The 16,369-nt window shown below is 70.1% G+C and carries 19 protein-coding genes and 5 tRNA genes; 17 read left to right on the top strand and 7 right to left on the bottom strand.

The features are described 5' to 3' along the window. Window positions 1-48 precede the first annotated feature (48 nt). The 6 genes from ACFY0U_RS33360 to ACFY0U_RS33335 all read left to right on the top strand — a co-directional run bounded on the left by ACFY0U_RS33360 (window position 49) and on the right by ACFY0U_RS33335 (window position 1,401). Complete coding sequence (locus tag ACFY0U_RS33360) at window positions 49-780, top strand: HAD family hydrolase (RefSeq protein WP_388642155.1); 732 nt, start codon at window positions 49-51, stop codon at window positions 778-780. Window positions 781-870: 90 nt separating this feature from the next. After that, a tRNA-Gln gene (locus tag ACFY0U_RS33355) sits at window positions 871-942 on the top strand. 40 nt (window positions 943-982) lie between these two features. Next, a tRNA-Glu gene (locus tag ACFY0U_RS33350) sits at window positions 983-1,055 on the top strand. Between the two features lie 62 nt (window positions 1,056-1,117). Then, a tRNA-Glu gene (locus ACFY0U_RS33345) sits at window positions 1,118-1,190 on the top strand. Between the two features lie 20 nt (window positions 1,191-1,210). Further along, window positions 1,211-1,282, top strand: a tRNA-Gln gene (locus ACFY0U_RS33340). A gap of 46 nt (window positions 1,283-1,328) precedes the next feature. Continuing rightward, window positions 1,329-1,401 (top strand) — tRNA-Glu (locus ACFY0U_RS33335). A 53-nt stretch (window positions 1,402-1,454) separates the two neighbouring features. Here the strand turns inward: ACFY0U_RS33335 and ACFY0U_RS33330 are convergent. After that, window positions 1,455-2,099 carry a MerR family transcriptional regulator gene (locus tag ACFY0U_RS33330; protein WP_388642154.1) on the bottom strand — a complete coding sequence of 215 codons (645 nt, stop codon included), beginning with the start codon at window positions 2,097-2,099 and terminating at the stop codon, window positions 1,455-1,457. Between the two features lie 89 nt (window positions 2,100-2,188). On the opposite strand from ACFY0U_RS33330, the gene ACFY0U_RS33325 reads away from it, so the two are divergent. Then, window positions 2,189-2,710, top strand: a complete 522-nt coding sequence (locus tag ACFY0U_RS33325) for a DUF4188 domain-containing protein (RefSeq protein ID WP_388642152.1) — start codon at window positions 2,189-2,191, stop codon at window positions 2,708-2,710. A 75-nt stretch (window positions 2,711-2,785) separates the two neighbouring features. On the opposite strand, the gene ndgR is transcribed toward ACFY0U_RS33325, so the two are convergent. Continuing rightward, on the bottom strand, window positions 2,786-3,502 hold the full coding sequence (gene ndgR, locus ACFY0U_RS33320; RefSeq protein ID WP_007384919.1) for an IclR family transcriptional regulator NdgR: 717 nt from the start codon (window positions 3,500-3,502) through the stop codon (window positions 2,786-2,788). A gap of 192 nt (window positions 3,503-3,694) precedes the next feature. Between ndgR and leuC the strand changes: the two genes are divergently transcribed. From leuC to ACFY0U_RS33300, 4 genes are all read left to right on the top strand, one after another. Next, window positions 3,695-5,119: a 3-isopropylmalate dehydratase large subunit gene (leuC, locus tag ACFY0U_RS33315; RefSeq protein ID WP_388642151.1), complete on the top strand. Its 1,425-nt coding sequence runs from the start codon at window positions 3,695-3,697 to the stop codon at window positions 5,117-5,119. 5 nt (window positions 5,120-5,124) lie between these two features. Continuing rightward, window positions 5,125-5,718, top strand: coding sequence for a 3-isopropylmalate dehydratase small subunit (leuD, locus tag ACFY0U_RS33310; RefSeq protein ID WP_388642149.1), 594 nt, complete (start codon window positions 5,125-5,127; stop codon window positions 5,716-5,718). 265 nt (window positions 5,719-5,983) lie between these two features. After that, complete coding sequence (locus tag ACFY0U_RS33305; RefSeq protein ID WP_046258874.1) at window positions 5,984-6,214, top strand: hypothetical protein; 231 nt, start codon at window positions 5,984-5,986, stop codon at window positions 6,212-6,214. Window positions 6,215-6,351: 137 nt separating this feature from the next. After that, complete coding sequence (locus tag ACFY0U_RS33300; RefSeq protein WP_388642148.1) at window positions 6,352-7,005, top strand: HU family DNA-binding protein; 654 nt, start codon at window positions 6,352-6,354, stop codon at window positions 7,003-7,005. Between the two features lie 70 nt (window positions 7,006-7,075). Here the strand turns inward: ACFY0U_RS33300 and ACFY0U_RS33295 are convergent, their stop codons facing one another. Together ACFY0U_RS33295 and cofC are read right to left on the bottom strand one after the other, a co-directional pair. Next, the gene (locus ACFY0U_RS33295) at window positions 7,076-7,267 is read right to left on the bottom strand and encodes a hypothetical protein (RefSeq protein WP_388642146.1); all 192 of its coding nucleotides are present in this window, start codon (window positions 7,265-7,267) and stop codon (window positions 7,076-7,078) included. Window positions 7,268-7,361: 94 nt separating this feature from the next. Continuing rightward, window positions 7,362-8,000: a 2-phospho-L-lactate guanylyltransferase gene (gene cofC / locus ACFY0U_RS33290; protein WP_388642145.1), complete on the bottom strand. Its 639-nt coding sequence runs from the start codon at window positions 7,998-8,000 to the stop codon at window positions 7,362-7,364. Window positions 8,001-8,155: 155 nt separating this feature from the next. On the opposite strand from cofC, the gene ACFY0U_RS33285 reads away from it, so the two are divergent. The 3 genes from ACFY0U_RS33285 to ACFY0U_RS33275 are packed head-to-tail and all read left to right on the top strand — an operon-like array spanning window position 8,156 to window position 11,156. Then, window positions 8,156-8,932: a lysophospholipid acyltransferase family protein gene (locus tag ACFY0U_RS33285; RefSeq protein WP_388642143.1), complete on the top strand. Its 777-nt coding sequence runs from the start codon at window positions 8,156-8,158 to the stop codon at window positions 8,930-8,932. After that, window positions 8,929-9,939 (top strand): NAD(P)H-dependent glycerol-3-phosphate dehydrogenase, encoded by a 1,011-nt coding sequence (locus ACFY0U_RS33280; RefSeq protein WP_388642141.1) that lies wholly within the window; start codon window positions 8,929-8,931, stop codon window positions 9,937-9,939. Before ACFY0U_RS33285 ends, ACFY0U_RS33280 begins: the two co-directional genes overlap by 4 nt. A 59-nt stretch (window positions 9,940-9,998) precedes the next feature. Then, on the top strand, window positions 9,999-11,156 hold the full coding sequence (locus tag ACFY0U_RS33275; protein WP_388642140.1) for a D-alanine--D-alanine ligase family protein: 1,158 nt from the start codon (window positions 9,999-10,001) through the stop codon (window positions 11,154-11,156). Between the two features lie 12 nt (window positions 11,157-11,168). Here the strand turns inward: ACFY0U_RS33275 and ACFY0U_RS33270 are convergent, their stop codons facing one another. After that, complete coding sequence (locus tag ACFY0U_RS33270; RefSeq protein ID WP_388642138.1) at window positions 11,169-11,672, bottom strand: DUF3515 domain-containing protein; 504 nt, start codon at window positions 11,670-11,672, stop codon at window positions 11,169-11,171. 20 nt (window positions 11,673-11,692) lie between these two features. Continuing rightward, on the bottom strand, window positions 11,693-11,926 hold the full coding sequence (locus ACFY0U_RS33265) for an Lrp/AsnC family transcriptional regulator (RefSeq protein ID WP_003997603.1): 234 nt from the start codon (window positions 11,924-11,926) through the stop codon (window positions 11,693-11,695). Between the two features lie 206 nt (window positions 11,927-12,132). On the opposite strand from ACFY0U_RS33265, the gene ACFY0U_RS33260 reads away from it, so the two are divergent. Further along, on the top strand, window positions 12,133-13,098 hold the full coding sequence (locus tag ACFY0U_RS33260; protein ID WP_388642136.1) for a thiamine-phosphate kinase: 966 nt from the start codon (window positions 12,133-12,135) through the stop codon (window positions 13,096-13,098). Then, window positions 13,095-13,889: a bifunctional hydroxymethylpyrimidine kinase/phosphomethylpyrimidine kinase gene (gene thiD, locus ACFY0U_RS33255; RefSeq protein WP_388642134.1), complete on the top strand. Its 795-nt coding sequence runs from the start codon at window positions 13,095-13,097 to the stop codon at window positions 13,887-13,889. The genes ACFY0U_RS33260 and thiD overlap by 4 nt, the downstream gene beginning before the upstream one ends. A gap of 113 nt (window positions 13,890-14,002) precedes the next feature. Here the strand turns inward: thiD and rpmB are convergent, their stop codons facing one another. Next, window positions 14,003-14,188 carry a 50S ribosomal protein L28 gene (rpmB, locus tag ACFY0U_RS33250; RefSeq protein WP_003993230.1) on the bottom strand — a complete coding sequence of 62 codons (186 nt, stop codon included), beginning with the start codon at window positions 14,186-14,188 and terminating at the stop codon, window positions 14,003-14,005. Between the two features lie 259 nt (window positions 14,189-14,447). Here rpmB and ACFY0U_RS33245 point away from each other — a divergent pair, with 259 nt between their 5' ends. Continuing rightward, window positions 14,448-16,367 carry a DAK2 domain-containing protein gene (locus tag ACFY0U_RS33245; RefSeq protein WP_388642133.1) on the top strand — a complete coding sequence of 640 codons (1,920 nt, stop codon included), beginning with the start codon at window positions 14,448-14,450 and terminating at the stop codon, window positions 16,365-16,367. Window positions 16,368-16,369 lie beyond the last annotated feature (2 nt).

The following is a 16,369-nucleotide window of genomic DNA, read 5'->3' as shown; positions in this document are numbered from 1 at the left end:
TTCGCCGTCCCCCGGACAGGGCGCCAACTCCCGGGTTACGGTCGGATCATGAGCATTCGTGCCGTCGTGTGGGACGTGGACGACACCATCTTCGACTACACCGGTGCCGACCGCGCCGGAATGCGCCTGCACCTCGCGGCCGAGGGGCTGTTGGAGGCGTACGAGAGTGTCGAGCAGGCCATCGTGAGCTGGCGGGAGATCACCGACGTCCAGTGGGCGCGGTTCTCGGCGGGGGAGGTCGACTTCCAGGGACAGCGCCGGGACCGGGTGCGGGCATTCCTGGGCCGGGCGCTGAGCGACGCGGAGGCCGACGCCTGGTTCGAGCGGTACGTCGCGCACTACGAGACGGTCTGGGCCCTCTTCCCGGACGTCCTGCCCGTCCTGGACGCCCTCGCCGCCAGCCACCGGCACGCGGTGCTCTCCAACTCCAGCATCCACGTCCAGGACCGCAAGCTGCGCGCCCTCGGCGTGTACGACCGCTTCGAGGCCGTCCTGTGCGCCGCCGAACTCGGCGTCTCCAAGCCGGAGGCCGGCGCCTTCCACGCGGCCTGCGAGGCCCTGGAACTCGCCCCGGAGCAGGTGGCCTACGTCGGTGACCACCCGGAGATCGACGGACGCGGTGCCGCCGAGGCCGGTCTGCGCTCCTTCTGGATCGACCGCGACGGCGTGTACGCGACCGACGCGGCACCCGTCGGCCTCCACCGGATCGCCACGCTCGCCGAACTCCCCGCGATCCTCGGCGCGGATACCCGTTTTGGAGCCCCGTCCACCTTCGGGTAATGTTCTTCCTGCGCCGCCGGAGAGCGGGCCGAAAGGCCGGAACCGACGGAGCAAACTAGAACAAGATCCCCTTCGGGGCTTGCGTTCCAGTGGCCTATGGTGTAATTGGCAGCACGACTGATTCTGGTTCAGTTAGTCTTGGTTCGAGTCCAGGTAGGCCAGCTCGCAGAGCTCATCTGCAGGCGGAGATCAACTCCGCGAAGCCCCCGTTGTGTAGCGGCCTAGCACGCTGCCCTCTCAAGGCAGTAGCGCCGGTTCGAATCCGGTCGGGGGTACAGATCCTTCCCGCGAGGATGGTCAGGGTAGCTCCCGCCGACCTCGATGCAGGATCGCTAGGGCCCCCGTTGTGTAGCGGCCTAGCACGCCGCCCTCTCAAGGCGGTAGCGCCGGTTCGAATCCGGTCGGGGGTACGAAAAGGTTTAAACCTTATTGGTCTATGGTGTAATTGGCAACACTACGGTTTCTGGTACCGTCATTCTTGGTTCGAGTCCAGGTAGACCAGCTCGGACCTGCGGCGTTGTAAGTCAAACGCTTGCAGGATCGCTAGGGCCCCCGTTGTGTAGCGGCCTAGCACGCCGCCCTCTCAAGGCGGTAGCGCCGGTTCGAATCCGGTCGGGGGTACGCAGAGTGAAGGCCCTCCACTTCGGTGGGGGGCCTTCGCCGTTCCCGGCGCCCTACTCGTAGCCGTACCTCCGCGTCGACTCCTCCTCCTGCGCCAGCCGGTGCAGCGCCTGGAGCATCGGCTCGACCAGCACCACACCCAGCACCGCGACCTCCGCCTTCTCGGCCTCCGAGACATGCGACTCCATGAACTCCATGTCCAGCTCGGCCACTTGGTGCATGAGCCGGGCGTAGGGCACGAGGGTCGCCGGGTCCCAGTCGTAGCCGAGGCGGCGCAGCGCGGCCGCGGCCACCACGAGGGAGCGGAAAGAGGGCGAGATCGTCGTCATGGCCTGGGCGTTGGACCACCCCAGGGTCCGCAGCAGCTCCTCCATCGCGGCCCGCGCCCCCTGGACGAACTCGTCGTCCGCGGCCGGCTCCGGCACCTGCGGCAGGGCCCACAGTGCCGCGCCCAGCCGCATCGCGCGGGGCAGGGACTCGTCGTCGACATGCCCCAGCACCTCCCGGACCGTCGCCACCGGCACCCGGCCGACCTGGATCATCGCGCGGATCAGCTTCAGCCGGCGCAGGTGCTCCTCGTCGTACTCGGCCGTCGTCGTGTTGATCTGGCGGCCGGGCGCCAACAGCCCTTCGCGCAGGTAGTACTTGATCGTCGCGGTGGACACCCCACTGCGCTCGCTCAGTTCGGCCAACCGCATGCCTTGCGCCCTTCATTGGGGAGTGCCACTATCCAAGCGTCACGGAGAAGGATAGTGCTGCTGTCCGACGAGGGAGCCTTGGGGGACCCGTGTTCGCGAAGCCGGTGCCGGGACGTACGACCGCCGATGCCGAGGGGGAGGTCGTGGTCCTCCTCATCGGGATGCGGGTCAACCACTTCTGGGCGGTGCACCAGTGGGGGCTGGTGATGCTGTCGATGTTCCGCATGCTGGCCGAGCTGGGGAAGGACCCGAGCCGCGGGCTGCTGGGCAAGGTGATGCTGACGGCGTCGCCGCGGACGTACTACGTGGTCCAGTACTGGGAGTCCAAGGAGAAGCTCTACGCCTACGCGCACTCGCCGGAGATGCTCCACCACCGGATATGGGCCCTGCTCAACCGCAAGGAGCGGGAGGGCGCGTTGAAGGGGCATGTGGGGATCTGGCACGAGGCCTATGTGGTGCCCGAGGGGTCGTACGAGGCGGTCTACGGGGACATGCCGGCGTTCGGGCTCGCTGCGGCGCATGGGCAGGTGCCGCTGGAGAAGCGGGGGCGGTACGCGAAGGACCGGTCGGCGCGGGCCGGCGAGGCGAAGGTGGCCGAAGAAGCCAGGTGACGGGGGGATCGGGGGACGGGGAGGGCCTGCCGCGGCGTTGGGGCAGGTCCTCCCCGCTGTGGTGTCCCGGGTCCGTCAGCCGGTGCGGCGCAGGGCCTCGGAGAGGCGGGCGGCGGCGTCGATGACCGCCTGGGCGTGCATACGGCCCGGGTGGCGCGTCAGGCGCTCGATGGGGCCGGAGACCGAGACGGCGGCCACGACACGGTTGGAGGGGCCGCGTACGGGCGCGGAGACGGACGCGACGCCCGGCTCGCGCTCGCCGATGGACTGGGCCCAGCCCCGGCGTCGTACGCCCGAGAGCGCGGTGGCCGTGAAACGGGCGCCCTGGAGGCCGCGGTGGAGGCGCTCGGGCTCCTCCCAGGCCATCAGGATCTGGGCCGAGGAGCCGGCCTTCATCGTGAGCGTCGAGCCGACCGGGACGGTGTCCCGCAGGCCGGACAGCCGCTCCGCCGCGGCGACGCAGATGCGCATGTCGCCCTGGCGGCGGTAGAGCTGCGCGCTCTCGCCGGTGATGTCGCGGAGATGCGTGAGCACCGGGCCGGCGGTGGCGAGGAGGCGGTCCTCGCCCGCGGCCGCGGCCAGCTCCGCCAGGCGGGGGCCGAGAATGAAACGGCCCTGCATGTCGCGCGCCACCATACGGTGGTGTTCCAAGGCCACGGCCAGCCGGTGGGCCGTGGGTCGTGCCAGTCCGGTGGCCGCCACAAGACCCGCGAGGGTGGCCGGACCGGACTCCAGGGCGCTGAGGACAAGGGCTGCCTTGTCCAGAACGCCGACGCCGCTACTGTTGTCCATGAAACGATACTCACGTCTCACTCTGTGAAACGCAAGTTCCTTTTTTCGTGAGACGCGCAACCCTTGGATACACAGCGGCCCGCAGACCAACGGGCCTGACGGCGGCTGCCCGGGCAACCAGGGGGTGCGGGCGCCGCTTCCTGAAGATCTCTAGTTGGGCCGGCGCACCATTTGCCGGCCGGAGGGAAAGCGATGGGTAGGACACTCGCGGAGAAGGTCTGGGACGACCACGTCGTCCGGCGCGCCGAGGGCGAGCCCGACCTCCTCTTCATCGATCTGCACCTGCTGCACGAAGTGACCAGCCCGCAGGCCTTCGACGGCCTTCGCAAGAGCGGTCGCCCGGTGCGCAGGCTCGACCTGACCATCGCCACCGAGGATCACAACACCCCGACCCTCGACATCGACAAGCCCATCGCGGACCCGGTCTCCCGTGTCCAGCTGGAGACGCTGCGCAAGAACGCCGCCGAGTTCGGTGTGCGCCTGCACTCGCTGGGCGACGTCGAGCAGGGCGTCGTGCACGTCGTGGGCCCGCAGCTGGGTCTGACCCAGCCCGGTATGACGGTCGTCTGCGGCGACTCCCACACCTCCACGCACGGCGCCTTCGGCGGTCTGGCGTTCGGTATCGGCACCTCCCAGGTGGAGCATGTGCTGGCCACCCAGACGCTGCCGCTGGTCCGCCCGAAGACCATGGCCATCACGGTCGACGGCGAGCTGCCCGAGGGCGTCACCGCCAAGGACCTGATCCTGGCGATCATCGCCCGCATCGGCACCGGCGGCGGCCAGGGCTACGTCCTGGAGTACCGCGGCTCCGCCATCGAGAAGCTCTCGATGGAGGCCCGGATGACCATCTGCAACATGTCGATCGAGGCCGGCGCCCGCGCGGGCATGATCGCCCCCGACCAGACCACCTTCGACTACCTCGAGGGCCGGGTGCACGCCCCCAAGGGCGAGGACTGGGACGCGGCCGTCGCGTACTGGAAGACGCTGAAGTCGGACGAGGACGCGGAGTTCGACGCCGAGGTCGTCATCAAGGCCGAGGAACTGTCGCCGTTCGTCACCTGGGGCACCAACCCCGGCCAGGGCGCGCCGCTTTCGGCGGACGTCCCCGATCCCGCTTCGTACGAAGACGCTTCGGAGCGCCTCGCCGCCGAAAAGGCCCTGGAATACATGGGGTTGGAGGCCGGCCAGCCGCTGCGCTCCATCAAGGTGGACACCGTCTTCGTAGGTTCGTGCACCAACGGCCGTATCGAGGACCTGCGCGCCGCCGCCGAACTCGTCAAGGGCCGCAAAGTCGCCGACGGCGTACGGATGCTGGTCGTCCCCGGCTCCGCGCGGGTCGGTCTGCAGGCCGTCTCCGAGGGCCTGGACGTCGTCTTCAAGGAGGCCGGCGCCGAATGGCGGCACGCGGGCTGCTCGATGTGTCTGGGCATGAACCCGGACCAGCTGGCCCCCGGTGAGCGCTCCGCGTCCACCTCCAACCGCAACTTCGAGGGCCGGCAGGGCAAGGGCGGGCGTACGCACCTGGTCTCGCCGCAGGTCGCCGCCGCGACCGCCGTGCTGGGCCACCTGGCCTCGCCCGCCGACCTGTCCGACGCCCCTGTGCCCGCTGGAGTCTGAGAGTCATGGAAGCATTCACCACGCACACCGGCCGGGCCGTCCCGCTGCGCCGCTCCAACGTCGACACCGACCAGATCATCCCTGCTCACTGGCTCAAGAAGGTGACCAGGGACGGGTTCGAGGACGGTCTGTTCGAGGCCTGGCGCAAGGACGAGAAATTCATCCTCAACCAGCCCGAGCGCAAGGGCGCCACGGTCCTGGTCGCCGGCCCCGACTTCGGCACCGGCTCCTCCCGTGAGCACGCCGTGTGGGCGCTGCAGAACTACGGCTTCAAGGCCGTCATCTCCTCCCGGTTCGCCGACATCTTCCGCGGTAACTCGCTCAAGAACGGCCTGCTCACGGTGGTTCTGGACCAAAAGATCGTGGACGCGCTCCAGGAGCTCACCGAGAACGACCCCGAGGCCGAGATCACGGTCGACCTGGAGGCCCGCGAGGTGCGCGCCGAGGGCATCACCGCGAGCTTCGAGCTGGACGAGAACTCCCGCTGGCGGCTGCTGAACGGCCTGGACGACATCTCCATCACCCTCCAGAACGAGGAGGACATCGCCGCCTACGAGGCCAAGCGCCCCTCGTACAAGCCGCGGACGCTCGAGGTCTGACCCGGAGCCGTCCAACAGGTCGACTTTCGGCCACCGCAACACCCCCGCCGTACCCCCGATCAGCCCGATCGGGGGTACGGCTGTGTCTGCACCCGAACGGCCCTGCACGCGCCCGTGACGGTCCTCAACTTCCCACGTTAGGAGGGGTGTTGCCGGGGTACGCGACAGGTGAAGCCGCGGCTTCCGCAAGCGCCCGGAAGGCCGTTTGAGGCGGCAGTTGCACCCTGAGCAGGCGACAACTCGCCCCAGATGGCACAATCTGTGCATGGAACACGACGGCCAACTCAAGCTCTATGCGGCAGTCGCGGACCAACTCAAGGAAGCGCACACAAGAGTGCGCGCACTGCAAGTCCCGGAGGGCGTACGGATGGCGCTGACCCGGAAGCTGCTGGTCATTACGGCCGCGGCCAAGCACGATCTCGCCGATGCGGCAAGGCGTCTGGAGGCCTTCACGGCGGACCTCGACGCGGGTCGATTCCCCGAAGAGGAACGCTGAACAAGTCCGAGACAGCCGAAACCGTTGCGGCACAAGGGTGATAAGCCCGTTTCGTGTTTGATTTGCGGTATATATCTGCCTAACGTGCGAAAAAGCCTGAACAGTTTCGTTCGGGCAATGTCTCCGAAGGGGAAGACGTGAACAAGGCGCAGCTCGTAGAAGCGATTGCCGACAAGGTCGGTGGCCGTCAGCAGGCCGCCGACGCGGTCGACGCGGTCCTGGACGCCATCGTCCGCGCGACCGTGGCGGGGGACCGGGTCTCGGTCACCGGCTTCGGTTCGTTCGAGAAGGTCGACCGTCCGGCTCGGTACGCCCGCAACCCCCAGACGGGCGAGCGGGTTCGGGTCAAGAAGACCTCCGTTCCGCGCTTCCGTGCCGGCCAGGGCTTCAAGGACCTGGTGAGCGGCACGAAGAAGCTCCCGAAGAACGACGTCGCGGTCAAGAAGGCGCCCAAGGGCAGCCTGACCGGCGGGGCTTCGGCGACGGTCAAGAAGGCCGCCGCGAAGAAGGCCGCCCCGGCGAAGAAGGCGACGGCCGCCGCGAAGAAGACCACGGCGAAGAAGACGACCGCCAAGAAGACCACGGCGACCGCGAAGAAGACCACGGCGAAGAAGACGACGGCCAAGAAGACCACGGGCGCCGCCAAGACCACCGCCGCGAAGAAGACCACCGCCAAGAAGGCGACGGCCAAGAAGGCCCCGGCGAAGAAGGCGACGGCCAAGAAGGCCCCCGCCAAGAAGTCGGCGGCTCGTACGACCACCGCCAAGAAGACCACCGCCCGCAAGAGGTAGGGGCGCAGGGGTACTCACGCGCCGGGCCGGACTCCGTGACGGAGTCCGGCCCGCGGCGTGTTCAGGGGGTTCAGAAGGTCTGGAGGGTCACGAGGGTGATCTTGGCGTCGTCCAGTTCGATGCGGACGCGTTGGCCGGGGCGCAGGAGCCGGAGGCCCCCTGCATCGAATGCGGGTGCCTCAAAAGGGACCGGGGTGCCGTCGTCGAGCAGCACGCTGCCGGTTCTGGATTCCGCGTCGTATGTGTAAGCGGTGGCCTGCATGGTCGTCAGGGTAGTGGTTCGTTGTCGGGTGCGGGTCCGTTGTGGCTGGTCGCGCCCACGTGGCGGAGCCGCATATCGATACAGCCCCACGCCCCTAGAGGTCGGGAATCAACAGCCCTGCTGACACAGCCGCCGTCCGGGGTCCCACCCCCAGGGCCAGCGCCATCCGCAGGTCCTCACCGGTGTCCACGTCCTGGCGTACGGAATCCACCCCCGTGAGACACAGTTCCACCGCCCCCGAGGCGCGATGCCGGGCCCGGGAATCCGTTCCGAAAGTCGGGCGCAATTCCTGGCCTTCCCGGGCTGCCAGTAGCGTCGTACCGATTGCTGCCGCATCCGGCAGAAAGGCGCGCGGGAATTCGGCGGCCGCGTCCAGAACCCGGGCCAATTCCAGCGGGCGCAGAGCCGGCAGGTCGGCATTCAGGGCTGCCACCGCGCTTTCGGGGCGCCGAGCACGTACGGCACCCGCTCCATACGCCAGCGCCGCGTTCAGGCCCGCGCGCGGCTCGTCGGGGACGATTCGGGCGCCCAGGGCGGTCAGCTCCCGGGCGGCCAGGGGGTCGTTCGTGACGACTGCCACATCGGCGACCGCGGGGCTGGCCAGCGCGGCCGCCACCGTGTCCTGGGCGAAGGCGAGGGCCAGGCCAGGACGCAACTCGTCGGCGGCGGTGTCCGAGAGCCTGCTCTTGGCGCGAGCCAGGGGCTTCAGGGGTATGACCAAGGTCCACTGCACGAGCGTTCCGTCCCTCTCTTGTCGCGAGCATTGTCACTCAGCCGTCACCTGGGCAATCTGGCGGTCGTCGCCGCTAGGCGTACGGTGTTCTCGACAGACCGTCGGCCTGGGGCGACACTTGTGCGGCCCCCCAGGCCCTAGAGGAAGGTGTCCGCGTGCCCCGCCGCAGAATCGGCTTCTGGTACCGCCTCGCAGCGGTGATCGCCAAACCGCCGCTGGTGGTTCTGATCAAGCGGGACTGGCGCGGAATGGAGAACATTCCGGCCGACGGCGGATTTATCACCGCGGTGAACCACAATTCGCACGTCGATCCCTTCGCCTACGCACACTTTCAGTACAACACCGGCCGCGTTCCGCGATTCCTCGCGAAGAGCGGTCTTTTCAAGAAGGGATTCATCGGTGCCTTCATGCGCGGCACCGGACAGATCCCCGTCTATCGCGAGACCACCGACGCGCTGAGCGCCTTCCGGGCCGCGATCGACGCCGTGGAACGCGGTGAATGCGTGGCCTTCTATCCCGAGGGCACCATCACCCGGGACCCCGACCAGTGGCCCATGACCGGCAAGACCGGCGCCGCGCGGGTGGCCCTCCAGACCAAGTGCCCGGTGATCCCGGTCGCGCAGTGGGGCGCCAACGAACTGCTGCCGCCGTACGCCAAGAAGCTCAACCTCCGTCCCCGCAAGACCTCGCGCGTCCTCGCGGGTCCCCCCGTGGACCTGTCGCGCTTCTACGACAAGGAGATGAGCCCGGAACTCCTGAAGGAGGCGACCGAGGTCATCATGGCCGCGGTCACCCGCCAACTGGAGGAGATCCGCGGCGAGAGGGCGCCCGAGTCACCCTACGACCCGCGCCAGGAGCGGATCGAGCAGCGGCGCAGGACCTCCGCGCAGACTCAGGCGAAGGTCGAGCAGGAAGAGGGGCGGAGCACGTGAGCAAGCCGGTCAAGGCGGCCGTCTTCGGCACCGGATCGTGGGGCACCGCCTTCGGCATGGTGCTGGCCGACGCGGGCTGCGAGGTCACCCTGTGGGGCCGTCGCGCCGAACTCGCGGATGCGGTCAACTCCACGCACACCAACCCGGACTACCTCCCCGGCGTCGAACTCCCGGTGAATCTGCGGGCGACGACGGACGCCGCCGAGGCCGCGCGCGACGCCGACTTCACCGTACTGGCCGTCCCCTCACAGACGTTGCGCGGCAACCTCGCCGAGTGGGTGCCGCTGCTCGCGCCCGACACGGTCCTCGTCTCCCTCATGAAGGGCGTCGAACTCGGCTCCGCCATGCGGATGAGCGAGGTCGTCGAGGACGTCGCCAAGGTCGGCCGCAACCGCATCGCCGTGGTCACCGGACCCAACCTCGCCCGCGAGATCGCGGCCCGCATGCCGGCCGCCGCGGTGGTCGCGTGCACGGACGAGACGGTGGCCCGGCGGCTCCAGTCGGCTTGCCACACGCCGTACTTCAGGCCGTACACCGAGACGGACGTGATCGGTTGCGAGCTGGGCGGTGCCGTGAAGAACGTCATCGGGCTCGCCGTCGGTATCGCGGACGGCATGGGGCTCGGCGACAACACCAAGGGCTCGCTCATCACGCGCGGTCTCGCCGAGACGATGCGCCTGGGGCTGGCGATGGGCGCCGACCCGCTGACGTTCTCCGGACTCGCCGGTCTCGGCGACCTGGTGGCGACCTGCTCCTCGCCGCTGTCCCGCAACCACACCTTCGGCACCAACCTCGGCAAGGGCATGACTCTCCAGGAGACCATCGCGGTCACCAAGCAGACCGCCGAGGGCGTCAAGTCCTGTGAGTCCGTGCTGGATCTGGCGCGCCGGCACGGCGTCGACATGCCGATCACCGAGACGGTCGTCGCGATCGTGCACGAGGGCAAGCCTCCGGTGGTCGCCGTCAAGGAGCTGATGTCGCGCAGCGCGAAGCCCGAACGACGCTGAGCGACGCCTCTCGAGCCACGCTGTATCGGGGCTCTACCAACGGGTACTCTCAACGCGATATGAGCACCGAGAACCTCCCCCAGAGCCCCGAGCAGCCGCCTCGCAAGCCGCGCGTGGCCGTCGTGTCCGGCGGGCGCAGCTCCGAACACGGGATCTCCGTGGTCACCGGCGGCGCCGTCCTCAAGGCCATCGACCGGACCAAGTACGAGGTCCTGCCGATCGGTATCACCCGGGACGGGCGGTGGGCCCTCATCGCCGACGATCCGGAGCGCATGGCGATCAGCGACCGCCGTACGCCCGACATCGAGGCGCTCGCCGAGTCGCAGGAGGGCGGCGTGGTGCTCCCCGTCGACCCCGCGAACCGTGAAGTCGTCTACAGCGAGCCGGGATCGGTGCCCAAGGCGCTCGGCGAGGTCGACGTCGTCTTCCCCGTCCTGCACGGCCCCTACGGCGAGGACGGCACCCTCCAGGGCCTCCTGGAGCTCTCCGGAGTCCCCTACGTCGGCTCGGGCGTGCTCGCCTCGGCCGTCGGCCAGGACAAGGAGTACATGAAGCGGGTGTTCACCTCCTTCGGGCTCAAGGTCGGCCCGTACGTGGTGATTCGGCCCCGCGAGTGGGAGCAGGACGAGTCGGCCGCCCGCAAGAAGATCGTCGACCTGGCCGCTGAGCACGGCTGGCCGCTGTTCGTGAAGCCCGCGCGCGCGGGCTCGTCGATCGGCATCACCAAGGTCGACGACCCGTCCGGGCTGGACGAGGCGATCGCCGAGGCCCGGCGGCACGACCCGAAGATCCTCGTCGAGGCGGCGCTGCGCGGCCGGGAGATCGAGTGCGGTGTCCTGGAGTTCGAGGACGGCCCGCGGGCCTCGGTCCCCGCGGAGATCCCGCCGCCGGACGCGCACGCGTACTACGACTTCGAGGCGAAGTACATCGACTCGACCCCGGGTCTGGTCCCGGCCCCGCTGACTGCGCAGGAGACGGCGGAGGTCCAGCGACTCGCCGTCGATGCCTTCGAGGCGGCCTCCTGCGAGGGGCTGGTCCGCGCGGACTTCTTCCTCACCGAGGACGGGGAGTTCGTGATCAACGAGATCAACACGATGCCGGGCTTCACCCCGATCTCGATGTACCCGCAGATGTGGCAGGCGAGCGGGATCGGCTACCCGGAGCTGGTGGACCGGCTGATCCAGGCTGCGCTCAGGCGCTCCACGGGGCTCCGCTAGGAGCCGTACGGTTCATTTCCCGAAGGGGATCGCCTTCTTGACCGACGAGGCCATGTCGGTCAGCATCCCCGCGGTGTCCCGCCCCTCGGGCACCGTCACCTCGACGTACGCCTGTCGGTTGGCCGTGGTGAAGCGGGTCGACCCGTCGTCCTGCTTCTCCATGAGCCACTCGACGCCGTTCACCTCGCCCGCTATCGCCTTGGGGTCGCTGCCGGTGGCGACCTTGGGGTCGACCATCTTCGGCGGCCGGGTGACACCGCAGCGCAGTATGATCGCCGGGCTTCCCCAGCCCGCCGTCAGCGCGGACGCGGGCTCGGGGTCATGCCGGCCGAGACCGTCGACCTTGTCCGGCAGGACACTGTCCAGGTTTCGGCACAGCTTCGCGACCTTCGCCGTGGGGCTGGGAACCGTCACCGAGTCACTGTCGTCTGCTGAGGAGCACCCTGTGGTGACGATCAGCAGGGCCAGGGCGGGCAGCCCGAAGACAGTGCGGTGCCGGTGACGGAAGAAGTTCACCGGCCAAGGGTAGACGGGGGCTACAGATGGACGACCGGGCAGGTCAGGGTACGAGTGATGCCGTCCACTTGCTGGACCTTCGCGACCACCATGCGGCCCAGGTCGTCCACGGTGTCGGCCTGCGCCCGCACGATCACGTCATAAGGTCCTGTCACGTCCTCGGCCTGGATCACCCCAGGAATCTTGCTGATCGTCTCGGCGACGGTCGACGCTTTGCCGACCTCCGTCTGGATCAGGATGTACGCCTGTACCACGGAACCTCCAGGGCGGCCACGAGGATCATGTGGGGAAAAGGAACGCCACGGTATCGCGTCGCCGCTCGCCGCGGGGAGACCCGCGGGGCCCGCGGCCTCCGCGCCGGGGTGCGGGCATGACAGAAGTTGACGGTCTCTTCGACCGTATCGAGGACACTGGTCACGCGCGACCGGGCACAGCAAGGGACAGAAGGGGCGAAAGGGCAATGAAGGGCACTGTTGGTGAGCTCGGGGAGTTCGGGCTCATCAGGGAGCTCACCTCCCGTCTCACCACCACCCCGTCGGTCCGGGTCGGCCCCGGCGACGACGCCGCGGTGGTGGCCGCTCCCGATCGCCGGGTCGTGGCCAGCACCGACATCCTCCTGGAGGGGCGGCACTTCCGCCGCGACTGGTCCACGGCCTACGACGTGGGCCGCAAGGCCGCCGCGCAGAACCTCGCGGACATCGCCGCCATGGGCGCCGTACCGACGGCGCTCCTGCTCGGTCTGGTCGTGCCGGCCGAGCTCCCGGTCACCTGGCCGAGCGAGCTCATGGACGGGCTGCGCGACGAGTGCCAGGTGGCGGGAGCGTCGGTCGTGGGCGGTGATGTCGTACGAGGAGACACGATCATGGTCTCCATCACCGCGCTCGGCGATCTGCGCAACCAGGAGCCCGTGACCCGCGGCGGCGCACAGCCCGGCGACCTCGTCGCGGTGACCGGCTGGCTGGGCTGGTCCGCGGCCGGGTTCGCGGTGCTCTCCCGCGGCTTCCGCTCGCCGCGCGCCTTCGTGGAGGCGCACCGGCGCCCCGAACCGCCGTACCACGCGGGCCCCGCGGCCGCCGGGCTCGGCGCGACCGCGATGTGCGACGTGAGCGACGGGCTGATCGCCGACCTCGGGCACATCGCCGAGGCCAGCAAGGTCCGCATCGACATCCGCTCCGGCGCCATCGACATCCCGTCCCAGATGAACGACATCGGGCAGGCCGTCGGTGTCGACCCCATGCAGTGGGTGCTCACCGGGGGAGAGGACCACGCGATCGTGGCGACCTTCCCGCCGGACGTGAAGCTGCCGGCCCGCTGGAAGGTCATCGGCGAGGTCCTCAACCCCTCGGCGCTGCCCCAGGTGACGGTCGACGGGGCGCCCTGGACCAGCAAGGGCGGCTGGGACCACTTCGGGGACATCGAGTCGTGACGTCTTCGGGCGCGCCGCCGAGGGTACTGACGGTCGCGGGCTCCGACTCGGGCGGAGGCGCCGGAATCCAGGCCGACTTGAAGACGATGCTCGCGCTCGGCGTGCATGGCATGAGCGTCGTCACGGCCGTCACCGCGCAGAACTCCCTCGGCGTGCAGGGGGCTTGGGAACTGCCCGTGGCGGCCGTTCGCGCCCAGTACCGCAGTGTCGTCGACGACATCGGCGTACAGGCCGTGAAGACCGGCATGCTCGCCTCGGCGGAACTCGTCGAGGCGGTGGCCGAGTTGATCGGCGGCACCGACGCCCCGGCCGTCGTCGACCCGGTCGGCATCTCCAAGCACGGCGACTCGCTGCTGGCCGCTTCCGCGCTGGACTCCGTACGGACGAAGCTGCTGCCGGTGGCCACGGTGGCGACACCGAACCTCGACGAGGTGGCCCAACTCACCGGCGTACGGGTGGAGGCCGAGCAGGACCTCCGCCGGGCCGCGGCCGCCGTCCTCGCGTACGGGCCGCGGTGGGCGCTCATCAAGGGCGGCCATCTCACCGGCGACGCCGTCGACCTGCTCACCGACGGCTCGCAGGAGCACTGGCTGCGCTCGCCCCGCTACGACAACCGGCACACCCACGGCACGGGCTGCACGCTCGCCTCGGCGATCGCCTCGTACCTCGCCAAGGGGCAGTCCGTGCCGGAGGCGGTGGCGGCGGCCAAGGAGTACGTCACCGGGGCGATCAGGGGCGGGTTCGCGCTGGGCGGGGGGATCGGGCCCGTGGATCACGGGTGGGCCCTCTGACCGTCGGACGTCTGACCGACGGGTGCTTGTCAGGTACAGCAAGAAGCCGACCCACCTCACGGTGGACCGGCTACTTACAGCGAACCAGCAGTGGCCGCGCGCTTAACTGTGCGTCAGCGCGAGACCTTGCCGGCCTTGATGCACGAGGTGCAAGCGTTCACGCGCTTCGGCGTCCCGCCGACCACGGTACGGACGCGCTGGATGTTCGGGTTCCAGCGACGGGACGTACGGCGGTGCGAGTGCGAGATGTTGTTGCCGAAGCCCGGCCCCTTGCCGCAGACGTCGCAGTTGGCAGCCACGGGTCACTCCAAAGACTTCAGATGCACTTACGGATAGATCCCGGCATGCCGGGATCGAGATCGTAGGATCAGAGATCTTGGTGGCGCTGCCAGGGGGAATGGCCCGATCAGGATCGGGCAACCGGAGCAGCATACAACGACTGCGCCAGTAGAACGAAACTACCATGGCTGCTCAGTGGCCTGCTCCAGGCCCTCTTCCGGCGGACCCCTCTCCGGGGTCTACGCTGCGTCCACGTCCGGGCAGCTCAGGGAGGCGCAGGTGGCGCAGGTGCCGCAGACATTCTTCGATGCTCTCGCGGTACGCACCTGGTGCGGCCTCGCGCTGACGGCGCTCGGGCGGGCGCGCGAGGAGATCGACGCGATCAATGTCTACCCCGTCGCCGACGGGGACACCGGCACGAACCTGTACCTGACCATGGAGTCCGCCGTCGCGGCCGTCGAGGCCGTGTTCGAGGGCCACGAGGTCGGTCCCGGAGGCCACCGGAGCGGCTCGGGGGACGCCGGGAAGCCGTCGTCGGCCGACGTGGCGCGCGCGATGGCGCACGGCGCCCTCATAGGCGCCCGGGGCAACTCCGGCACGATCCTCGCGCAGCTGCTGCGCGGCATGGCCCAGGTGCTCGCCGCGGACAGTGAGACCGCTCACACCGACGGCGCCGGCCTGCGGCTCGCCTTCCGGCACGCCGCCGACTCCGCCCGCCAGGCCGTGGCTCACCCGGTCGAGGGAACGGTCCTCTCGGTCGCCTCGGCGGCGGCCGACGCGGCCGAGACGACCGACGGCGGCTGCGGGGTGGTCGCGCGCGCCGCCTACGAAGGGGCGCGGGAGGCTCTCGCGGCGACTCCGGGCCAGCTGGCCGTGCTGGAGCGTGCCGGGGTGGTCGACGCCGGGGGGCGGGGGCTGGTGGCGGTGCTCGGGGCGCTGGTGGAGACGTTCACGGGGGAGGCGCCGGGGGCGGTCTCCGGGCGGCTCGCGCGGGCGGGCCACGAGGGCTCGGGGGGCTTCCACGCGCGCGTGGACACCGGCGGTGCGGAGACGGCTGACGGCGTCGCGGCGCCTGACGGCGGCCGGGCCGGGTCGGCCGGTGCGGCACCCGGAGACCGCGCTTCCGCGGCCTACGGCGATCCGCGCGGCGGCTCCCCGGGCGGGGGCGAGACGGCCTTCGACTCCGGCGCAGCGGCTCGGGTCGAGGCCCGTGCGGCCGGGGCGGCAGGCCCCGGTGACGCCGACGAGTGCGCCGACAGCCTCCCTGAGCAGGGCGGGCCCGCCTTCGAGGTGATCTATCTCCTGGAGGCCGAGGACGAGGCCGTGGACCGGCTCCGGACGCGGCTCGACGGGCTCGGGGACTCGCTCGTCGTGGTCGGCGGCGACGGGCTGTGGAACGTCCATGTGCACGTCGACGACGCGGGTGCCGCGGTGGAGGCGGGAGTCGAGGCCGGACGGCCGTACCGGATCCGGATCACGCACTTCGGGCTCGGCGACGTGCACACGCGGGGCGGTGAGCGGCCGCCGCGCGAGCGGGTGCAGCGGGCCGTCGTCGCCGTCGTGCCCGGTGAGGGCCTGGCCGGGCTGTACACCGAGGCCGGCGCGACCACCGTGCTCGCGCGTCCCGGGGAGCCGCCCGCCAGCGGGGAGATGGTCGAAGCCGTACGACGGGCCCACGCGCGCGAGGTCGTCCTGCTGCCCAACGACGCCGACCTGCGCCACACCGCGGCCGCGGCCGCCGAGCAGGCCCGCGCGGAGGGCATCCGCGTCGCCCTCATCCCGACCCGCTCCGCCGTCCAGGGCATCGCCGCGCTCGCCGTGCACGAGCCGGAACGCCGCTTCGACGAGGACGTCGTGTCGATGACCTCGGCGGCCGGCGCGACCCGCTACGCCGAGGTCGCCGTCGCCGAGCGCCAGTCCTGGACCATGGCCGGCATCTGCCAGGCCGGCGACGTCCTCGGCCTCATCGACGGCGACGTGGCCGTCATCGGCTCGGACGTCACCGCCGCCGCCGAGACCGTCCTGGACCGCATGCTCTCGGCCGGCGGCGAACTCGTCACCCTCGTCCTCGGCGACGAGGCACCCGACTCCATCGCCGACCACCTCGAAGCACGCGTGCGTGAGGGACACCTCGGCGTCGACACGGTGGTCTACCGGGGCGGACGGCAAGGGGCCCTGCTGCTCATCGGGGTCGAGTAGCC

Source organism: Streptomyces sp. NPDC001536, assembly GCF_042894505.1.
Classification (GTDB): Bacteria; Actinomycetota; Actinomycetes; order Streptomycetales; family Streptomycetaceae; genus Streptomyces.
Note: the sequence above shows the minus strand (reverse complement) of the source record. Positions and strands in the feature narration are given on the sequence as shown.